We start from the raw sequence: 20,925 nt of genomic DNA on the forward strand, positions 1-20,925 counted from the left end.
TTTTGTGTTTGTACGAGTTCAGCTGCTGATTTCAATCTTCCTACCTCCTGTAGCTGCTTGCATAATGGCTTCCTCTGTCATCTCTTCACCTGTGAGCGTGGCGGTAATTTCGCCATCGTACATGACAAGGATTCTATCTGATAGATCAAGAAGCTCTTCGATTTCGCTGGAAAAATATAAAACCCCTTTTCCTTGATCGGCAAGCTCTTTTATTAGAGCTAACACTTCGGCTTTGGCTTCCACATCAATGCCTTTTGTTGGTTCATCAAAGAGAAATACTTTCTGATCATCGTATAACCATTTTCCGATAGCTGCTTTCTGTTGATTTCCGCCACTGAGATGATGGATCGGTTCTTTAGGTGAAGCTGCTTTAATGCCGAGCTGCGTTATTTGCCTAGATGAATAATCTTCCTCTTTTTTTCGATTAAGGAATCCTCTAAGCGAATGACGCCGTAGAGAAGGGAGCGTTAGGTTTTCTGATAATGAGAAATCGAGTAGAATACCCGATTTTCTTCGTTCTTCTGGTACAAGACAAATGCCGGCTTTAATCGCATCAGCTGGAGAGCGAAAGCGGTATGTTTGGTTGTTAATGTGAACACATCCTCTTGTATGCTTTGTTGCTCCAAAGAGGGTTAATGCTGTTTCCGATTTTCCTGCACCCACAAGTCCTGCGATACCAATGATTTCACCATGATTCAATAAGAAATTCACTGTTTTTCCAGTTTCGGGAATAAAGAGATTCTCAGCCCGCATTAAAGCATGACTCGTGCTCTTTGTTTGACGGGGTTCTTTTTTTCTAAGGGTTGATCCAACCATACTGGTAATGATCTCATCCGCTGAAACAGTTTTTGTTTCAGCGGAAAGATGAACTTTGCCGTCTCGTAAAATCGTAAAACGATCGCTTATTTCTTCTATTTCTGGCATGCGGTGAGAAATGTAAATCATCCCCACGCCTTTCTTCTTCAGTTTGTTAATAAGATGAAATAATAGCTTTGTTTCCTCTACACTAAGTGGAGCAGTTGGTTCATCCAGGATCAAATATTGCGTCTCCTGTGCCATTGCTCGAGCAATTAGGATCATTTGTTTCTCTGAGAGTGAGCATTCGCAAGCCAGTTTATCAGGGGATAAGGTCATACCAAGAGAATTAAGTAAATCTCTTGTTCGTTGCCGTTCTTTTTTAGAAGAATAACGTTTGAAAGGTGATTTATTCATTGAGTCAGCCCAAATATTTTCAGAAACGGATAGGGTAGGAAACAAGGCCGTATCAACTTCTTGTACAACCATTCCGATTCCTGCTTTTTTTGCATCGGAAGGTGTATGAATCGGGAGAGGTTCTCCGTTAAGTAAAATAGAACCGCTGTCTCGTTCATAGTCTCCACAAACCATTTTCATAAGCGTGCTTTTACCAGCTCCATTCGTACCGAGCAGGGCGTGCACTTCGCCTGAACGAATCGTTAGGGAGACGTTTTTTAATACAGGGATATTTCCGAATGATTTAGAAATGTTTTGAATGGATAACTCACTCATTTGCTATCATCCTGTTGCGTTAATTTCTCCATCCACGGAGAAATAGCTGCGTCAGAAGAACCCCAGTCATCGACGTAATTGCCTAATTCACTCATTGAAATGGTTTCGTCTGGTAAATCAGATTGTTTTACAAGATGAGGATCAAGTGAGAAAATCTCAGGCGTTTCTTCTCCAGCAATTTTTTGATAAGCAAAACGTACTTGAACACGTCCTACTTCCGCCGGATCAGTAGCAGCAGATGAAAGCCATGGGCTATTATCCTTTTGCATCATTTGGAGATCTTCGTCACTCATGTCGATGCCATAAACTTTGATTTCTTCTCGACCAGCTTGCTCAATGGCACGAGTAGCGCCTTTCGCAAATTCATCCCATGGGGCAAATACAGCATCAATATCTCCTTTGTTTGGATATTGCTTTAGAATAGTTTCCATTTGGGTTTGGGTATCAAGAGCTGTATTAGCACTCGCGGTCCCGAACTTAGCGATTTCATTGATTTCTGGATAGCGTTCCTGGAAGGCCTCATAAATCGCATTTCGTCGCTCCATGGGCGCGAATCCTCCCACCCATACATAGACAATATTTCCTTCGCCATTTAAATCTTGAGCAAGCGTTTTTAATGTATTCCATGCAAGACTATAATCATCTTGATCAATAACTGTTACACCTGGCACGTTAATATCGCTATCAAACACAACGACAGGTATGCCTTTATCAACGGCTTTTTTCACTCCAGCTTCGAGTGCATCTGCTCGGCCATGATCAATTAAGATCGCATCGACTTTTTGGTTGATGGCTGTATCAAGGTGTGTAGCCATTTTGGAAAGGTCATTATCAGCATTATAAACTTGAACGCTTCCACCAAATTTTTCAACCTGATCTTCAACCCCTTTTACGTACTGGGAAGAAAATGTACCGAGGGATGCTTGCATAATCGCTGCTATTTTGATAGGTTTTTGAACTTCTTTTGGAATGTCTGAAGAAGTTTTAGACGCTTCTTCACCTGTGTTTGAAGTTGTCTCACTAGATTCCGCTGTGCTTGCTTCTGGTGTACTTACGGCATCTTGCTCATTAGTACAAGCTGCAAGAACGATGAGAAGAAGAATGGATAAAATAAGTCCTAAGCGTTTCATGAATGTACCTCCGTGTTTTTAGCGTGTGGCAAAGCAAGGTGAGCAAGGTTTTCAGCGTACGGTGTTCGAACGATACCGTGCTCCGTAATGATTCCGCTGAGTAATTCATTTGGCGTCACATCAAAAGCAGGATTAAATACATCAATGTTTTCAGCTGCAACACGTTCACCTTTATAGTGCGTAATTTCTTTCGGATCTCGCTCCTCAATCGGTATCGCTTCTCCGTCAGGGATCGAGTAGTCAATTGTTGAGATGGGTGCAGCAACATAAAAAGGAACGTTGTATGCTTTTGCGATATGGGCAAGGCCGAGCGTACCAATCTTGTTAGCTGTATCACCATTTGCAGCAATCCGATCAGCACCGACTATAACTGCAGCGATTTTCTTCGTTTTTAAAACGTGAGCTACCATACTGTCTGTAATAAGCGTAACGTCAATACCAGCACGCTCAAGCTCCCATGCGGTTAATCGAGAACCTTGTAGAACTGGTCTGGTTTCCGTCGCAATTGCGGAGACGGAGAGACCGTTTTCCTTTGCCAGGTGGAGAGGCGCAAGAGCAGTACCGTATTTTGCTGTTGCGATCCCACCTGCATTGCAATGTGTGAGGATGGTATCCCCATCATTTAATAGCTTCAGACCATGTTCTCCAATACGCTGACAGACAAGCTCATCCTCTTTATGGATGGTAAGTGCTTCGTGCAGAATCGCTTCTTTCATTTTTTTCACTGTTGGTAAGGAAAAGCTAGCTCGGATGATGCGATCCATCGCCCAAGATAGATTTACTGCAGTGGGACGAGAGGATGCAAGATATTTCCCTTGGTTTACTAGCGCTGTCTTGAACGCTGTTGCTTCGTTTGTTTGAACATGCTGGCTCCAAAGAACTAGTCCATACGCGGCGGCGATTCCAATGGCTGGTGCTCCGCGGACGACAAGGGCAGAAATGCTATTCCAGACATCCTCGATTGCCGTTTGCTTAAGGTAGATCTCTTGATGTGGAAGCTGCCGTTGATCGAGCAGTAAGAGATGATCACCTTTCCATTGGAGTGATGAGATGACAGTCATTTAAATGACCTCCTTGATGGCTTTAATGTATTGTTCAATCGAAGTGATGTTTTTTCGGTCTAAAATGAGTTCTTTTCCAAGGCTAAGCGCTTTTTTTTCCACAGCGAGTTTTACTTTTGGATCAGTGATTGTCTCGATCTCTTCTACATGAGCAAGTCCAATCGTTCTTCGGATGATCTTACAGCCAGAAAATCCAATGCTATCGACAAAAATAGATTGTAGAAGAGCGTCTAGGTATCCTCTCGAATAACGATTATCTTCTGAGAGATTGTCGTCCCATAATGATCGGAAAGTAGATTCAAATACGTTCCAAACCTCAGTAGTGACGCCAAATAAATAAGCGAGGTATCCTTCTTTCTCTTCTTCTGACCTATGTGCCTCCTGCGACAGGATACTAAGCGCAATATTGGCGATAAAAGCACCGACATCAAAACCAGCTGGGCCATAGAAAGCAAATTCTGGATCGATTATTTTGGTTGAACTTTCCGTAACAAACAGGCTACCTGTATGTAAGTCCCCATGTATCAAAGCTTCTCCTTTTGTTAAAAAAGAGTGTTTGAGGGAGGCAACTTCAGTGAGGAAATCGTCATCTTCCCACAGCGATTCAACATCTGCTCGAAGCTCTTCTGTAAAGGCATTACTTTCGGCATTGTAGAAAGGATCTGAAAATACGAGGCTTTCTGTTATGCCACATAAGTCTGGATTACTAAACCGTTTGGCAAGCTCTTTCTTATTTGCCGAACCAAGACCATAGTCAGAAGTGAAAAAGAGCGTATGAGCGAGGTAGGTACCGACGTTTCTTGCAAGTTCAGGATATATACGTCCTTCAATAAGTCCTTTGCGTAAAATAGTGTGCGTTGATAAATCTTCCATAACCGTTGCGGCTTTTTCAGAGTCATGCAAATAAACGATCGGAGAAAATTCAGGAACGAGCGAGTGAGCTTGCTTGAGCGCCTCGCTTTCAATTCTGGACCGATCAAGTGTAAGCGGCCAGGATTCGCCAACAACTTTGGCATAAGGCAAGGCTTGTTTGACGATCCAGGATTGTCCGGTTTTCTTGTGTTGAACATGAAAGACATAATTTAAATTGCCATCGCCAATTTCCTTTACGTGAACGGGAGCGGTGCGATCCAAAAGCTCGTGATGCTCTAAAAATTGCACAACGGTTTCTGTTGTAAACGGTGTGTACCCTGAAGTGATCTGAATACCCATGTAAAAATCCCCTTTCAACTATTTATGGTTGATGTATTGCATGAACATTGGAATTTCGGCATAAAAAAAGCCTCTTTCCGAAGAAAGAGGCTTGAAGATAGAGATACTTCACACCTCTTATCTTCCAGAATGAATATCATCCTGTTGGAAGTAGCACCGTGCCATTTAAGTCATCGATTCATCTGAACTTAAAAATAGGTCGGTTGCTGGGCGTCATAGGGCCAAATCCCTCAGCCTGCTCTTGATAAGAGAAAGTTTATGAAATTATTTTACAATTTTTTCGCTTGAAATGTATGTTACAGAGAAAGGAACATGTTTGTCAATAATATTTTGAATATTATTTATAAATATCTGGACGTCGATCTTCAAAGATAGGAATGCGACTCCGGATTGATGACATTTCCTCTTCGTCAATAGAACCTGTTAGAATAACTTCTTCTTCTCCTGCTTCTGCGATAATTGTTCCCCACGGATCAATGATCAAAGAGTGTCCTCCAAACGCATTTTCAGGATCTGCCCCGACACGATTACAAGCAATCACATAGCACTGATTTTCAATCGCGCGACTGATAAGTAATGCTCGCCAATGATCGGTGCGTTGCTTTGGCCATTCTGCTGGTACAAATAATACTTGGGCACCTTCAACTGCATGAAGGCGAAGCCACTCAGGAAAGCGAATATCATAACAAATGAACCCGGCACATGGGAGTTCTTCAAGTGTAAAATGACTTTTTTCATTTCCAGAAACGAGGAATTTCTCTTCATTCATCAAACGAAACAGGTGCGCTTTGCTATACTCATGAACTAGCTGCCCATCTCGATTGAACACAAGCATGGTGTTCGTTACTTCGCTGTTATGATGCTTAGCGATGGAGCCCCCGACGATATTTACGTCGTTCTTTTTGGCGAGGCGAGATAGAAAAGCAATCGACTTTTCTGCATCAGTATCTCCAATTTCATCAAGGCGAGATAAATCATAACCTGTGGACCACAATTCTGGTAAAACGATGATATCCGGTTTGTCACTCACCGCCTTAGAAACAAGCTCTTCAACTTTAGAGAAATTCTTTTCTGGATTGCCAAAAGCAATATCAAATTGCAACAGGGCAAGGTTTTTCATTGAGTTGTCCTCCTTACATGTTTAAAAATTGACCTTTACATGGTTGTGTATCCAAGATAACATAACTTATTAGAATTTCTCGAAAATTTTAACAGGATGTGATTCCATTTGAAACAATTTCAAACTTCAGATGCACTTAAACGTTTACCAGAACAATTTTTTGCGAAGCTTGCTGGAAAAGTGAACCGTTATGTAGAGGCGGGATATGACATTATTAACCTTGGCCAAGGAAATCCTGACCAGCCGACGCCTGCGCATATTATCGAGTCTTTGCAGCAGGCTGCTGAAAATCCTACATACCACAAGTATCCGCCATTTAGGGGACAGCCCTTTCTGAAACAAGCCGCGGCTGATTTCTATAAGCGAGAGTTTGGTGTGGAGCTTGATCCAGAGAAAGAGGTAGCCGTCCTCTTTGGTGGGAAAGCGGGCCTTGTAGAAGTCAGTCAATGTTTGTTAAATAAAAGTGATGTGGCGCTCGTTCCGGATCCTGGATACCCTGATTATTGGTCTGGAGTTGCGATGGCTGAAGCGGATATGCAAATGATGCCGTTACTTGAAGAAAATGATTTTCTGCCAGATTATAGCGCGATCCCTGAGAGTGCTCTCGCAAAAGCAAAGCTCATGTTCTTAAATTATCCAAACAATCCTACCGCTGCTGTAGCAACGAAAAGTTTTTTTGATGAAACGGTTAGGTTTGCGGATGTCAATGACATCTGTGTCGTTCATGATTTTGCTTATGGAGCAATCGGATTCGATGGAGAGCGTCCTCAAAGCTTTTTAGAAACAGAAGGTGCTAAAGATGTGGGGATTGAGATTTATACTCTTTCCAAAACGTATAATATGGCAGGGTGGCGTGTTGGGTTCGCTGTCGGAAACCCATCTGTAGTGGAAAGCATCAACCTGCTTCAGGATCATTTCTACGTTAGTTTGTTTAGTGCAGTGCAAGAAGCAGCTGCAGAAGCTTTACTAGGTTCACAGAAATGTGTTGAGGATCTTCGCCAAACGTATGAATCTAGACGGAATGTTTTGATACAGGGACTTCATGATATTGGCTGGGATGTAACCTCTCCTGCGGGATCATTTTTTGCCTGGTTAAAAGTACCTGAATCATTTACTTCAGAGGGATTTGCGGACTATTTGCTTGAAAATGTTCAAATTGTTGTTGCGCCTGGGAACGGCTTTGGAGAGTATGGGGAAGGCTATGTGAGAGTAGGCTTATTAACTTCCGAAGAAAAACTCAGGGAGGCAGTTGAACGGATTAAATCCCTTCATCTCTTTTGATTCAGAAAAGTAAAAAAATAGATTGACAGGATTTCCTACGTCTGGCATAATTCGAATCAATTACTTAAACGAATAGTTGCATACTCTTATCCAGAGAGGTGGAGGGACGAGCCCTTTGAAGCCCGGCAACCGATTTTCAAGGTTACTTGAAGACACGGTGCTAATTCTCGCAGCAAAAGCTGGAAGATAAGAGGAAGAGCATGGTGATAAAGACCTCTTCCTCGTGAAGGGGTCTTTTTTGTATGATCAAAGATTGAGAACTAGCGCGATGGAAAGGAATGAGCATGATGAGTCGTCTTGTGGCAACTTACCTTGTTAAGAATGACCAACAATTATCTAAGCGCGCTGAAGCGATCGCCCTTGGATTAACGATTGGGACTTGGACCAATCTACCGTTATTAGAAAAAGAGCAGTTAAAGAAGCATAAGGGTGAAGTCGTTCACGTAGAGGAAAAAGGGGAAAAGGGCATCATCGCGATTGCTTACCCGACCATCAATTTCAGTGCGGATCTACCTGCAATTTTAACAACAGTCATCGGTAAGCTTTCACTTGATGGTGAAATTAAGCTGATTGATTTAGAGTTCTCTGAAGGGTTACTAAATCAGTTCCCAGGTCCAGCATTTGGAATAGAAGGTATTCGAAATCTTACAGAAGTATACGATCGACCGCTTGTTATGAGTATTTTCAAAGGAGTTATTGGAAAACCGTTAGGCGAATTGCAGGAACAAATGAAACAGCAGTCGCTTGGTCGAGTCGACTTTGTGAAGGACGATGAAATCCTTTTTGAAAATGAGTTAACCCCTCTGGAAAAGCGAGTACCCGCCTTACGAAAAGTGCTGGATGAAACGGCTGAATTGACAGGAAAGAGAACGCGTTACGCAGTGAATTTAACAGGAAGAACGTCAAACCTCAGTGATCGAGCAAAGCTTGCTGTGGAATTAGGAGCAGATGCGCTTTTGTTTAATGTTTTTACATATGGACTAGATGCATTGCAATCACTTGCAGAGGACCCGGAAATTCCAGTTCCAATCATGGCACACCCTGCTTTCGCTGGTGCAATGGCTGCCTCAAGCACACATGGGGTAAGTTACTCCCTATTACTTGGAAAGTTGCTTCGAACTGTTGGGGCAGACTTTTCCCTTTTCCCTTCGCCTTATGGGAGTGTAGCGCTTGATCGAAGAGAGGCGCTCGCAACAGCAGAAGCCTTAACGAGAAATAATAAGCTGAAAAGAACATTCCCTGTTCCTTCAGCGGGCATTCATCCTGGACTAGTACCGCTTCTTATAAAAGATTTCGGTATAGACAGTGTGATTAATGCGGGAGGTGGCGTGCACGGGCATCCCGGTGGAGCAGCTGCAGGCGGAAAAGCTTTCCGAGACGCCATTCAAGCTGTTTTAACAGAGCAACCTCTTGAACAGGCCTCTCAAAATAGTGAGGAACTTCATCAGGCTCTTAATAAGTGGGGGAGCGGGGAGGTAGTGCGATGAAGCAGCCGATTATTTTTTGCGATTTTGATGGCACCATTACGAAAAGTGATAATATCGTTTCTTTGATGAAACGATTTGCTCCGAAAGAGTGGGAGCAAATAAAAGATGATGTTCTCGCCCAAAACCTTTCCATTCGTGAAGGAGTCGGAAGGATGTTTCACTTAATCCCTTCCAATTTGAAACAGGAATTACTCGATTATTTAGTAGCTACAACTGAAATCAGACAGGGTTTTAGCGAATTCGTAGACTATACGAGGCATGAAGGGATCGAGCTTTATATCGTCAGCGGAGGGATCGATTTCTTTGTTTACCCCCTTCTTAAGCCATTTGGTATTCCAGAAGAAAACATCTTCTGTAATGGTAGTGATTTTACTACTGATACCATCTCAATAACTTGGCCGTATGCCTGTGGAGATGATTGTACGAAAGATTGCGGTTGTTGCAAGCCAGGTATATTAAATCGTTTTGATAAAAAGGCTAACCGAAAAATTGTGATTGGAGATTCTATTACCGATTTAGAAGCTTCAAAGGAAGCAGATTTTGTGTTTGCTAGAGACTATTTAGCGGAGAAGTGTCAAGAACTTGGCATTCCAGCCGTTTTATTTGAAACGTTTGATGATATCGTCGAAAAGTTAACTGAAGAAAGGGAGGAGAATCATGTGCCAAGTGGAGAATCGATGGAACGAACTTGCTGATATTAAAGATGAATTAGCAGCAAGAGATTGGTTCCGTGGAACAAGTGGAAATCTTTCAATTAAGGTAAGTGATTCGCCGCTTCAATTTTTAGTAACGGCTAGTGGAAAGGATAAAAGAAAACGAACAAAAGAAGATTTCATTCTAGTGGATAGACAAGGGCAGCCAATTGAAGAGACTCTATTGAAACCATCAGCAGAGACCATTATTCATCAGGCGATCTATTCCAAGACAGATGCAGGCTGTTGCTTGCACGTGCATACAGTTGAAAATAATGTTGTATCTGAACTTTTTGCCGGAGAAGGAGAAGTTACGTTTCAAGGACTTGAGTTAGTTAAAGCTTTTGGTTTATGGGGACAGAATGACAAAGTGACAGTACCGATTATCGAGAATTCAGCTGATCTTTCTCTACTAGCTCATGATGTGGTGCACGTGCTTAAGAATGACACGAAAGCCATTTTGATGCGAAACCATGGGATTACGGTATGGGGACGTAATGGTTTTGAAGCAAAAAAATATCTGGAAGCATTTGAATTCCTTTTTGAATATCATCTTAAGTTACGAAGCTTTCAAGCAATTGTAAGTTAATCAGTAATCAACAAAGTTTTATTAGCTTAACAAAAAGAGGAGGAAGCATTAATGGCAGTAATTAAAATACGAAATACAAATGAAGTTATTGAAGGTCAAGATCGAGTAGGGGCATTTCTTCAGAATGAAGGAGTGTTATATGAACACTGGGATGTTGAGAAGCTACCGACGTCTCTTAAGGGGAATTGTCATGTTACAGAGGAACAGAAAAATGAAATTCTGAGTGTATTTGATGATGACATTCGTTCTCTAGCTCAGCGAAATGGATATGGAAACTGGGATGTGGTGGCACTTTCTGAACAAACGCCTGATCTTGATAAGATTCTGAAAAAGTTTGAACAGGTTCATGTGCATACTGAAGACGAAGTAAGAGCGATAACGGCGGGACATGGGATTTTTATCATTAAAGGTAGCGTGGGGTATTTTGATGTTGAGCTCGATCCGGGTGACGTGATTTCTGTACCGGTTGATACACCACACTTCTTTACATTAATGGATGATCGGCAGGTTGTAGCCGTACGCCTTTTCATCGATCCATCAGGATGGGTAGCCCATCCATATGAAGAAAAAGAAAGTGTGAAGTGAAAAAAGGGCCGTGAGCAGTCACGGCCATCATTTTTGATTTTGCTTCAATCCCTTTAGCTACAAAATCCAATTAATTCATTCAGGTCTTTCCAACCAAAGCCGGTTTCTTTAAATGTTTTACCTGCAATTTCTGTTTCTTCCACGGCAATTTGAAGTGGATGAAAGCTTTCGTAGAATTGAGAAGCAGGGTTTCCGTTCAGTACCCAAACAAGCATAGACTGATAAGATTCGCTTCTAAGATGTTTAGCTACCGAGCACAGGAGTTGTTTGCCAACTCCCTTTCCCTGTGCTTCTTCAAGAAGGTATATTGCATAAAGCTCTCCATCGAATTTGTAAGCAGACGATCTATTTTTTCCGCCATTCGCAAATCCTATTATTTCCCCTTCTTCGACTGCTACAAAGATAATACTTCCATCTTCAATTCCTTTCCGCCAACGAGCCTCCCGTATTTGAACGTCTAATGAATTCAAATAGTCTTCTGAGATAAGCGTACGGTAAGTCGTTCTCCAGCTGCTTACATGAACATTTGCTATCGCTAAAGCATCATCTACGACCGCTTTTCTGATTTCCATTGATTACCTCCAGGTCAATTTGGTTTTCCTATCAGACTCATTTCGAGAGAGAGGGAATGAATCCTGCTAGTCGAATATATGAAGTAAGTCATAGTTTAAAGGAAAAGTGAAATGAAAAAAATCATAATAGAAATAGATGGCAGTTATGTTCATGGGTTTGAATGGGGAGATAGGAGTCAGCCAACTGTCATTCTTCTTCACGGTTTAACGAACAATGCACTTGGTTTTAGTGAGATGGCAGAAGGTCTTAAGGATTCCTTTCATCTAATCTCGATTGATCTACCAGGCCATGGTGAGACGCCTCCATTTAATGAAGATAAAAGTTATTCTTTTGAATTTCTAACAGAGTGGCTTCATAAGGTTTGTACATCATTAAGTGACGTACCAGTCTGGCTCATTGGGCATTCGTGGGGAGCAGCTCTGGCACTTCAATATAGTAGTCAATTCTCTAAAATGGTAAAAGGTATCGTGATGATTGATGGCGGTTATCTTCATTCTTCTGATGATCCGTCACTAACGCTTGAAGAACTTCTAGAACAAATGTCTCAATGGGTGGTAGAAAATCATTACAGAAAATTGGAAGAATATGAACAAAAGAAGAAAAGGGAAATCGGAAGGTGGAGCAAGGATTTAGAGCAAATGGTACATAGGGATATGGAGGAAAGAAAAAATGGCGTAGCCTTAAGGGCTAGTGATAGTACAGTAAGAGCGATTATGGAGTCCCTCTATCAAGAACCATGCAAAGAAATTTTTCATATGGTAAATGTTCCTATCTATCTCCTAAGGGCAACACTTCCTGTAGCAGATGAAACTAATAGAAAGCATGCAGCAAACGTGATGCGGAATGAAGTGAAAGGTGAATGTAGAATTGACGCTATTCCACAGACAGGTCATGTTCTACATTGGCAAAAACCTAAAGAAGCTTTATATATGGTAGAGAGATGGTTAAAGGAGCAGACAAAGCAAAAGGGCCATACGCAAGGCCCTGAATAACAGGGGGGTTAATTGCCAACCCCCTTTGGAAAAGTGAGCGTAATGATCGTGCCCTTCCCCTTATTACTTTCGATAGTTAAGTTCCCTTTATGTTTTTTTACTATACGTTTGCATATCGTAAGCCCAAGTCCTGTCCCGTTCTTTTTGGTAGTGAAAAAAGGAGAGCCGAGTTTCTCAAGCTCTTCATCTGTGATACCGCTACCGTTATCAATGATTCTAATTTGTAATTTATCGTTACATTCTCGGGCTGAGATCGTAATTTCTCCCTCTTCACCGATAGCGTCCATCGCATTTTTTATCAAATTAATAAAAACTTGTTTTAATTGATTACTTTCACAATAAATCTCTGGGAGAGAAGAATGGTACTCTTTTGTTAGAATGATCGCTTTCATATTAGCCTGGCCATTTAGTAATTCAATGACTTCATCTAATATGAGATCAATTCGATTATAGTTAAAATTTATTTTTGTTGGTTTTGCAAGAATTAGAAATTCGTCGATGATCTGTTCGATCCGATGAAATTCTGAATCCATGACCTGGGCATAGCGATCAATGTCTTGATCAGTGTTTTTGAACTGTATTAATTTTAAGAAACCCTTTAAAGAAGTGAGCGGGTTTCGAAGCTCGTGTGCGATCCCGGCTGCAAGTTGTCCAACAATCGATAGCTTTTCGGATTGAGCAAGGTGCTCTTCATTCATTCTTTTCTCGGTAATATCTTTCGCAATTCCAATGATCCTCGAAACATTTCCCTCTTCTACAAGTGGCACTAGTGTAATATCAAATAGCTTGTAGCCCTGTTTCGGGAAAGAATAACCTTCTTCAAATTGAATGGTTTTCTTACGAATAATGGCTTCTTGGAATCTTCTAATCGCTTGTATTCCTTGGTCAACCCCTAGAAAGTCTTCGATTCTCCGCCCAGATATGGCTTCTTTGGAAGTCTCATAACTTGCTAGATAAGCTTCATTTACAGCTTCGATTTCATAATGGTGAACATCGATCACACGAATTTGGAAAATAAGATCTGAAATATGGTGAAAAATAATATCTAAATTCGCATCTTGTAGCTCGCTTCCATTTTTCATAGAAATCCCCCATAATCAGCATTTTAACGTAGCACTAATTGGATATTTCTACAAGATATGCGTATCCCCTTCAAATTATGATCGATATTCGTAATAGTTTGGAATTTTTTGGCGGACGAAGTGGTTGATATGGTAGAAAAAACAGTAATAATAATGGAACCAATTCCAATGAAAGCGCATTGCAATTCAATTGTACTTACTATAGAGTTAGAAGAAGTATTTTGAGCGCATTACATTTAGCAAGGGAGGACGGCTTAAAAGATGACCAAAAGAGACTCTGTCTTTTTCCTTAGTCTGTTCTTGTTCTTTTTTCATGGAGCAAATACAATCATCATTAGCTATATGCCAGTATATTTTCAACAAAGTGGTATGTCAGAGAGTAAAATTGGCTCTATCCTAGCGATCGGACCCCTTGCAGCCATATTGGCCCAACCGTTTTGGGGTTACATAAGCGATAAATTTGGAACAATTAAAAAGGTTCTACTCGTAACGTTAGTTGGCGTTGCCATCATTAGCATTTTTCTTCTAACGAACCATAACTATGTGTTTATTCTCATCTCCGCTGCGGCGTTCTATGTTTTTATGTCCCCAACAGGGGCTCTTGGTGATAGTCTGGCTGTTAAAACAGCAGCTAGCGTGAATAGAAACTTTGGAAGTATTCGAACCTGGGGCTCAATTGGTTTTGCAGTTTCAACTTTAGTAGTTGGTCAGTTTTTTGCTTTTTTTGGTATAGCTTTTATTTTGGTTCCTTTTATGCTCATGATTTTGCTTGCTTTTTTTACAGCTATGAGAGTATCAGATGTCAAAACACATAATAAACCTGTGACTGTATGGGATGCCATACGGATTGGAAAGAATCCTCGATTCCTACTCTTTTTGATTACAATCATGTTTTTAACCATTCCGCATCGAGCAAATGACAGTTTCATAGGGATTTATATCACGGATCTTGGTGGAAATGAATCTCAAATAGGACTAGCCTGGTTCGTTGCAGTTGCTAGTGAAGCTCTAATATTTGCGACAAGTCATCTCTGGTTTAGGCGTTTTAATGAAGTGGTCTTTATCTTAATAGCAGGTTTGATCTACGCTGTCAGATGGTTAGGATTAGCTTACGTTGGAGGACCTCAAGCAGCGATACTTCTTCAAGTTTTCCACGGCGTGACGTTTGGTGTATTTTACGTTGCGGCCTTTCAATACGTGACCAAATTAGTTCCAGAGCATTTACAGGCGACAGGTCATTTATTATTTATTTCTGTGTTTTTTGGTTTGTCTGGCATACTAGGTTCATTGCTTGGAGGAATGATTTTTGAAGAAACTTCTGGAGCTACTTTGTACAGTGTGATGGGGTACGTGACCTTAATTGGCTGTCTTGCATTACTTTTCTATCGTGCAGTCGATAAGAGAAAATCAAAAAGAGACGAAAGTTATGCATAGGACAGAAGAGATTCTGGCCTATTTGAATTATCCAGTTATTTCATACCCGAATCGTAACTATATAAAACAGTTAGATTAATAGTGATGTAATTCACATAATGTTTTTAGAAGCTCCCTTACAATAAAGGTGTGTTAAGAATAAATAGTGGGGAGTGAGAGAGATGTTTGTTCATTTTCTAAGAGAAAATAAAGCAGCTGCTGGTATACTCTTTTTTATTCGAATATATCTTGGTTATCAATGGGTGACATCTGGTTGGACAAAAATCACTAATGGTTTTGATGCAAATGGCTTCTTACAGGGGGCGGTAGCCAACGCTAGTGGTGAGCATCCTGCAGTTCAAGGGTGGTGGGCTACATTCTTAGAAGTGACAGCAATTCCAAATGTCGATTTCTTTAATGTTTTAATTCCTTGGGGCGAATTCTTTGTTGGCCTAGGATTACTACTTGGAACATTTACAACACTTGCCGCTCTTATGGGAGTGATCATGAATTTTGCCTTCCTGTTTAGTGGCACAACAAGTACAAATCCAATGATGGTCATTCTTGGAATGTTATTACTCATTGCTGGTTACAATGCAGCTAAAATCGGGTTTGACCGTTGGGTTGTTCCTTATTTAAAGAAGAATATTAAAACACACCAGAGTAAGCCCATTTTCCATCACTAAAGCGAAAGGTTCCGCATAAGAGCGGAGCCTTTTAAATTTCTATAAGTACGAATCAAACTATTATAAGAAGGTTAGATGAAAAATTGATATTCATCTCACTCTTTGTATGTCGAATATTACGATCTTTATTTGTTACCCGATTAGTAAAAAGCCTTCTTCGGAAAATAAATTACATTTAGTTAAAAAAAGACTGACATCTGTAATAAATTGTAAAGAGGGGGAGCGAGTGTAACGACGAAAATGGTCTAGTGATAAATAAGTGGGAGGCTAGACTATGATCGGTATTTTCAAAGAAAATGAAGAACGTTATTTAAACTGGTATCGTGCTAATCCAGAAGGATATGTATTTAATCATTTTAAAGGGAGCGATCCTGATTATAATAAAATTCATATCGCCACATGTCGAACGTTATGGCGACAAAAAGACGCGGGTGTGCGAACGAAAGTTGAAAAGATTTGTTCAAGTAATCTTGATGAACTTATACAAATGACTGCGAATGTCAGAGACAAAAAAGGTTTTTCTTTTTGCAAAATTTGCATGACCGACCATGTGATTAAAAATGATCTATCAGTTAATTAATCATTTTTCTAGACAATGGAAGATAATGATAGAATGATACGTAATAGAAAGATGGAATTAGAGAGGGATATAAAATGGGATCTGAAGAGATTGTTATAAAAGGTAAAGTTGTAGATGATGAAACTAGATGCCAACATTACTATAGTAAACGGGACATTATTGCGATTAAATTCAAATGTTGTGGTACATATTATCCATGTATCTATTGTCATGAAGAAACAACGGATCATGCTGTTATAAAGTGGCCCAAACACGAATTTGATGAAAAAGCTGTACATTGTGGGAATTGCAAGTCAGAACTAACGATACAAGAGTACATTTCTTCAAACTCAATTTGTCCATACTGCCAGTCTCTCTTTAATGATGGATGTAAGCTTCACCAACATCTTTACTTTGAGTAGATCGACGCTAAATGATTTTCTTTACTTGTGGGTAGTCTGGATGTATTATTATTTCAATCATATTGAGAAATCCTTTATTGTGTCGATAGCATAGGGATTAAGAATAACATCAGGCTGTGGTAAAAAAAGAATTTTAATGAGCTATATCTTCGTGTCAAACACAGATGTCCTGTGTTTTTTCTTTTTGTTTACTTCTATATAAATGAATCGTTTTAACGCTTTTGATGTGGAAAGTATATTTCAAGGGGTTTGCGTTGCTGTTCCTAAAGAAGAAAGAGGGGTATATCTTGAAATACAAAAAGGTTTTACTGCATCCGCCTAGAGCTTTGTTGCTTCTATTTCTATTTGTTAGTACGATCGGAACGTTTCTTCTAAAGCTACCACAGGCAACCACTACTTCAGTTAGCTGGCTAGATGCCTGGTTTACGGCTATATCTGCTATCACTGTAACTGGTCTAGTAGTAGTGGATACGGGTAGTGTGTTTACTATTTTTGGTCAGCTTGTTATCATGTTACTCATTCAAATTGGCGGGCTTGGCATTATGTCATTTGCAGTTGTGATCTTTCTATTAATAGGGAAAAAAATAGGGGTTTCTCAAAGACTCTTAATTACTCAGGCATTAAATCAAAAAGGAATGGGAGGCATTGTTAAGCTCGTTCGAAGTCTACTTTTATTTTCGATCATAATAGAAATGATAGGAGCCATTATTCTTTCGGCGAGGTGGATACCTGAATACGGAGTAGGAAGCGGAATTTACGCCGCAATTTTCCACTCTATTTCAGCTTATAATAATGCTGGCTTCTCGATTTGGTCAGACAGTCTTTCTTCATATGTTGGAGATCCCGTTATCAATATTGTTATTACTCTCTTGTTTATCTTAGGTGGAATTGGCTTCACGGTTTTAATCGATCTGAAGAATAAGAAACATTTTCGTGAATGGACCCTTCATACGAAGTTGATGGTAATCGGGAGTATCATCATAAATGCACTTGCTTTTATCGTAATTATCACGCTCGAGTGGAATAACACTTCTACAATTGGGCAACTAAATGGGCCAGGAAAAGGATGGGCTGCATTATTTCAGGCTGTAACTCCTCGAACAGCAGGTTTTAATACGGTAGATATCGGTAGTATGGAAGAAGCTTCTCTCTTCTTTATTATATGTCTTATGTTCATAGGGGCTGGAAGTGCTTCTACTGGAGGTGGAATTAAGCTTACTACCTTCATCGCTATGCTCCTTTCAGTTAATACCTTTTTAAAAGGTAAAAACGAAGTAACCATTTTTCATAAAACGCTCGCTTTCTCTATCATTATTAAAGCTCTTGCAATAACTGTGATTTCAACAGGGGTTGTTATACTCGGAGTTTTTATTCTTGAACTAACGCAGGAATCTCCTTTTTTAGTTAATTTATTTGAAGTTGTATCCGCATTTGGAACAGTAGGACTTTCCATGGGATTAACAGGCAGCCTAGATGGAATAGGAAAAGTAACAATTATTGTAATCATGATGGTTGGTAAACTTGGTCCCCTGACGCTTGCCTTCATCTTTGCTTCTAAGAAGACTTCTAAAATAAGATACCCTGAAGAAGAAGTACTTACAGGATAAAACTGCCCCCTTCCATCGATGAGGAAGGGGGATGAAAATTAATTCCCATAAATGGTTGACGCCATTGTTATCACATGGTAAGATGTTTCTTGTCACTTCGAAAAACAAACAACATCTTACATACAAATCACATACAAAAATGTTTAAAAAAAGACATTGACTTATATGAATGTTACTGGTAAGATAGAAGTTGTCACTCGGGAGAACAACACCGAGATTAATAGAATTAAATCGATCTTTGAAAACTGAACGAAACGCCATGTAAGTAGTTGTTTCTACGGAAACAAAACATTGTTTTAAAGCTAGATTAAGCTTTCTATCGGAGAGTTTGATCCTGGCTCAGGACGAACGCTGGCGGCGTGCCTAATACATGCAAGTCGAGCGAAGAGATGGGAGCTTGCTCCCTGATCTTAGCGGCGGACGGGTGAGTAACACGTGGGCAACCTGCCCTGCAGACTGGGATAACTCCGGGAAACCGGAGCTAATACCGGGTAATACATCGCACCGCATGGTGCAATGTTGAAAGTTGGCTTTCGAGCTAACGCTGCAGGATGGGCCCGCGGCGCATTAGCTAGTTGGTAAGGTAATGGCTTACCAAGGCGACGATGCGTAGCCGACCTGAGAGGGTGATCGGCCACACTGGGACTGAGACACGGCCCAGACTCCTACGGGAGGCAGCAGTAGGGAATCTTCCGCAATGGACGAAAGTCTGACGGAGCAACGCCGCGTGAGTGACGAAGGCCTTCGGGTCGTAAAGCTCTGTTGTTAGGGAAGAACAAGTACCGTTCGAATAGGGTGGTACCTTGACGGTACCTAACCAGAAAGCCACGGCTAACTACGTGCCAGCAGCCGCGGTAATACGTAGGTGGCAAGCGTTGTCCGGAATTATTGGGCGTAAAGCGCGCGCAGGCGGTCTTTTAAGTCTGATGTGAAAGCCCACGGCTCAACCGTGGAGGGTCATTGGAAACTGGAGGACTTGAGTGCAGAAGAGGAGAGTGGAATTCCACGTGTAGCGGTGAAATGCGTAGATATGTGGAGGAACACCAGTGGCGAAGGCGGCTCTCTGGTCTGTAACTGACGCTGAGGCGCGAAAGCGTGGGGAGCAAACAGGATTAGATACCCTGGTAGTCCACGCCGTAAACGATGAGTGCTAGGTGTTGGGGGGTTCCACCCTCAGTGCTGAAGTTAACACATTAAGCACTCCGCCTGGGGAGTACGACCGCAAGGTTGAAACTCAAAGGAATTGACGGGGGCCCGCACAAGCAGTGGAGCATGTGGTTTAATTCGAAGCAACGCGAAGAACCTTACCAGGTCTTGACATCCTCTGACAATCCTGGAGACAGGACGTTCCCCTTCGGGGGACAGAGTGACAGGTGGTGCATGGTTGTCGTCAGCTCGTGTCGTGAGATGTTGGGTTAAGTCCCGCAACGAGCGCAACCCTTGATCTTAGTTGCCAGCATTTAGTTGGGCACTCTAAGGTGACTGCCGGTGACAAACCGGAGGAAGGTGGGGATGACGTCAAATCATCATGCCCCTTATGACCTGGGCTACACACGTGCTACAATGGACGGTACAAAGGGCAGCAACACCGCGAGGTGAAGCGAATCCCATAAAGCCGTTCTCAGTTCGGATTGCAGGCTGCAACTCGCCTGCATGAAGCCGGAATTGCTAGTAATCGCGGATCAGCATGCCGCGGTGAATACGTTCCCGGGCCTTGTACACACCGCCCGTCACACCACGAGAGTTTGTAACACCCGAAGTCGGTGGGGTAACCTTTATGGAGCCAGCCGCCGAAGGTGGGACAAATGATTGGGGTGAAGTCGTAACAAGGTAGCCGTATCGGAAGGTGCGGCTGGATCACCTCCTTTCTATGGAGAATTACGAAGGTAACTTACGTTACCAACCTTACATGAGCGTTTCGTTTAGTTTTGAAAGAATGATTTATTCTTTCAAACCAGGTGAAGTGATGAAGCTTAGGCGGATTCAAGTAGTAGCCTTGTTCCTTGAAAACTAGATAGCACAAACAACGACATCCAATAATTATTTTTATGCAATAACTTAGTAATAACTGATGCGTGATGGCTTACGCCACACAAATCGAAGGTTAAGCTACTAAGGGCGCACGGTGGATGCCTTGGCACTAGAAGCCTAAGAAGGACGGGACGAACACCGATATGCTTCGGGGAGCTGTAAGTACGCTTTGATCCGGAGATTTCCGAATGGGGGAACCCACCATCTTTAATAGGATGGTATCCATTTCTGAATACATAGGGAATGGAAGGCAGACCCGGGGAACTGAAACATCTCATTACCCGGAGGAAGAGAAAGCAAACGCGATTTCCTGAGTAGCGGCGAGCGAAACGGAATCAGCCCAAACCAGAGGGCTTGCCCTCTGGGGTTGTAGGACGTCTCTTTGGAGTTACAAAGGCACGGATAGACGAAGCGACCTGGAAAGGTCCATCAGAGAAGGTAACAATCCTGTAGTCAAAATCCGATGCCCTCCGAGACGGATCCTGAGTACGGCGGGACACGTGAAACCCCGTCGGAATCCGGGAGGACCATCTCCCAAGGCTAAATACTCTCTAGTGACCGATAGTGAACCAGTACCGTGAGGGAAAGGTGAAAAGCACCCCGGAAGGGGAGTGAAAAAGAACCTGAAACCGTGTGCCTACAACTAGTTGGAGCCCGTTAATGGGTGACAGCGTGCCTTTTGTAGAATGAACCGGCGAGTTACGATCCCGTGCAAGGTTAAGCTGAGAAGGCGGAGCCGCAGCGAAAGCGAGTCTGAATAGGGCGAAATAGTACGTGGTCGTAGACCCGAAACCAGGTGATCTACCCATGTCCAGGTGAAGTTCAGTAACACTGAATGGAGGCCCGAACCCACGCATGTTGAAAATGCGGGATGAG

General features: G+C 41.8%; 18 protein-coding genes, 2 rRNA genes and 2 riboswitches. Of the genes, 13 read left to right on the forward strand and 7 right to left on the reverse strand.

All coding sequences use genetic code 11. The features are described 5' to 3' along the window. Positions 1 to 18 precede the first annotated feature (18 nt). The 5 genes from IQ283_RS09495 to IQ283_RS09515 form a co-directional block, all read right to left on the reverse strand. Positions 19 to 1,527, reverse strand: a complete 1,509-nt coding sequence (locus IQ283_RS09495) for a sugar ABC transporter ATP-binding protein (RefSeq protein ID WP_194219952.1) — start codon at positions 1,525 to 1,527, stop codon at positions 19 to 21. Further along, complete coding sequence (locus IQ283_RS09500) at positions 1,524 to 2,657, reverse strand: sugar ABC transporter substrate-binding protein (protein ID WP_194219953.1); 1,134 nt, start codon at positions 2,655 to 2,657, stop codon at positions 1,524 to 1,526. The genes IQ283_RS09495 and IQ283_RS09500 overlap by 4 nt, the downstream gene beginning before the upstream one ends. Further along, complete coding sequence (gene mtnA, locus IQ283_RS09505) at positions 2,654 to 3,718, reverse strand: S-methyl-5-thioribose-1-phosphate isomerase (protein WP_194219954.1); 1,065 nt, start codon at positions 3,716 to 3,718, stop codon at positions 2,654 to 2,656. The genes IQ283_RS09500 and mtnA overlap by 4 nt, the downstream gene beginning before the upstream one ends. After that, positions 3,719 to 4,930, reverse strand: a complete 1,212-nt coding sequence (mtnK, locus tag IQ283_RS09510) for an S-methyl-5-thioribose kinase (RefSeq protein ID WP_194219955.1) — start codon at positions 4,928 to 4,930, stop codon at positions 3,719 to 3,721. It lies immediately after the preceding gene. Positions 4,931 to 5,044: 114 nt separating this feature from the next. After that, positions 5,045 to 5,181, reverse strand: a riboswitch (SAM riboswitch). An 86-nt stretch (positions 5,182 to 5,267) separates the two neighbouring features. Next, entirely contained in the window at positions 5,268 to 6,050 is a 783-nt protein-coding gene (locus IQ283_RS09515) for a carbon-nitrogen family hydrolase (RefSeq protein WP_194219956.1), read from the reverse strand. A gap of 108 nt (positions 6,051 to 6,158) precedes the next feature. Here IQ283_RS09515 and IQ283_RS09520 point away from each other — a divergent pair, with 108 nt between their 5' ends. The 5 genes from IQ283_RS09520 to IQ283_RS09540 all read left to right on the forward strand — a co-directional run bounded on the left by IQ283_RS09520 (position 6,159) and on the right by IQ283_RS09540 (position 10,684). Then, positions 6,159 to 7,331 (forward strand): pyridoxal phosphate-dependent aminotransferase, encoded by a 1,173-nt coding sequence (locus IQ283_RS09520; protein WP_194219957.1) that lies wholly within the window; start codon positions 6,159 to 6,161, stop codon positions 7,329 to 7,331. An 83-nt stretch (positions 7,332 to 7,414) separates the two neighbouring features. After that, positions 7,415 to 7,524: riboswitch (SAM riboswitch) on the forward strand. 94 nt (positions 7,525 to 7,618) lie between these two features. Next, positions 7,619 to 8,818, forward strand: coding sequence for a 2,3-diketo-5-methylthiopentyl-1-phosphate enolase (locus IQ283_RS09525; RefSeq protein ID WP_194219958.1), 1,200 nt, complete (start codon positions 7,619 to 7,621; stop codon positions 8,816 to 8,818). Next, positions 8,815 to 9,513: a 2-hydroxy-3-keto-5-methylthiopentenyl-1-phosphate phosphatase gene (locus tag IQ283_RS09530; protein WP_194219959.1), complete on the forward strand. Its 699-nt coding sequence runs from the start codon at positions 8,815 to 8,817 to the stop codon at positions 9,511 to 9,513. The genes IQ283_RS09525 and IQ283_RS09530 overlap by 4 nt, the downstream gene beginning before the upstream one ends. Beyond that, complete coding sequence (locus IQ283_RS09535; RefSeq protein ID WP_194219960.1) at positions 9,476 to 10,099, forward strand: methylthioribulose 1-phosphate dehydratase; 624 nt, start codon at positions 9,476 to 9,478, stop codon at positions 10,097 to 10,099. The genes IQ283_RS09530 and IQ283_RS09535 overlap by 38 nt, the downstream gene beginning before the upstream one ends. A 51-nt stretch (positions 10,100 to 10,150) precedes the next feature. Next, positions 10,151 to 10,684, forward strand: coding sequence for an acireductone dioxygenase (locus IQ283_RS09540; protein WP_194219961.1), 534 nt, complete (start codon positions 10,151 to 10,153; stop codon positions 10,682 to 10,684). Positions 10,685 to 10,737: 53 nt separating this feature from the next. On the opposite strand, the gene IQ283_RS09545 is transcribed toward IQ283_RS09540, so the two are convergent. Further along, the gene (locus IQ283_RS09545; RefSeq protein ID WP_194219962.1) at positions 10,738 to 11,256 is read right to left on the reverse strand and encodes a GNAT family N-acetyltransferase; all 519 of its coding nucleotides are present in this window, start codon (positions 11,254 to 11,256) and stop codon (positions 10,738 to 10,740) included. A gap of 111 nt (positions 11,257 to 11,367) precedes the next feature. Here IQ283_RS09545 and IQ283_RS09550 point away from each other — a divergent pair, with 111 nt between their 5' ends. After that, a complete protein-coding gene (locus IQ283_RS09550; RefSeq protein ID WP_194219963.1) occupies positions 11,368 to 12,249 on the forward strand; it encodes an alpha/beta fold hydrolase in 882 nt (293 codons plus the stop codon). An 8-nt stretch (positions 12,250 to 12,257) separates the two neighbouring features. On the opposite strand, the gene IQ283_RS09555 is transcribed toward IQ283_RS09550, so the two are convergent. After that, positions 12,258 to 13,331, reverse strand: a complete 1,074-nt coding sequence (locus IQ283_RS09555; protein ID WP_194219964.1) for an ATP-binding protein — start codon at positions 13,329 to 13,331, stop codon at positions 12,258 to 12,260. A 261-nt stretch (positions 13,332 to 13,592) separates the two neighbouring features. Between IQ283_RS09555 and IQ283_RS09560 the strand changes: the two genes are divergently transcribed. From IQ283_RS09560 to IQ283_RS09595, 7 genes are all read left to right on the forward strand, one after another. After that, complete coding sequence (locus IQ283_RS09560) at positions 13,593 to 14,765, forward strand: MFS transporter (protein ID WP_194219965.1); 1,173 nt, start codon at positions 13,593 to 13,595, stop codon at positions 14,763 to 14,765. Positions 14,766 to 14,926: 161 nt separating this feature from the next. Beyond that, on the forward strand, positions 14,927 to 15,430 hold the full coding sequence (locus tag IQ283_RS09565) for a DoxX family protein (protein WP_194219966.1): 504 nt from the start codon (positions 14,927 to 14,929) through the stop codon (positions 15,428 to 15,430). Between the two features lie 274 nt (positions 15,431 to 15,704). Beyond that, complete coding sequence (locus tag IQ283_RS09570) at positions 15,705 to 16,010, forward strand: hypothetical protein (RefSeq protein ID WP_194219967.1); 306 nt, start codon at positions 15,705 to 15,707, stop codon at positions 16,008 to 16,010. Between the two features lie 74 nt (positions 16,011 to 16,084). Further along, on the forward strand, positions 16,085 to 16,411 hold the full coding sequence (locus IQ283_RS09575; RefSeq protein ID WP_194219968.1) for a CHY zinc finger protein: 327 nt from the start codon (positions 16,085 to 16,087) through the stop codon (positions 16,409 to 16,411). Positions 16,412 to 16,698: 287 nt separating this feature from the next. Then, positions 16,699 to 18,018, forward strand: coding sequence for a TrkH family potassium uptake protein (locus IQ283_RS09580; RefSeq protein ID WP_242057314.1), 1,320 nt, complete (start codon positions 16,699 to 16,701; stop codon positions 18,016 to 18,018). A gap of 316 nt (positions 18,019 to 18,334) precedes the next feature. Further along, positions 18,335 to 19,886, forward strand: a 16S ribosomal RNA gene (locus IQ283_RS09585). Positions 19,887 to 20,120: 234 nt separating this feature from the next. Further along, positions 20,121 to 20,925, forward strand: a 23S ribosomal RNA gene (locus IQ283_RS09595); the annotation flags it as partial.

The sequence above is a fragment of the Pseudalkalibacillus hwajinpoensis genome (assembly GCF_015234585.1).
Classification (GTDB): domain Bacteria; phylum Bacillota; class Bacilli; order Bacillales; family Guptibacillaceae; genus Guptibacillus; species Guptibacillus hwajinpoensis_B.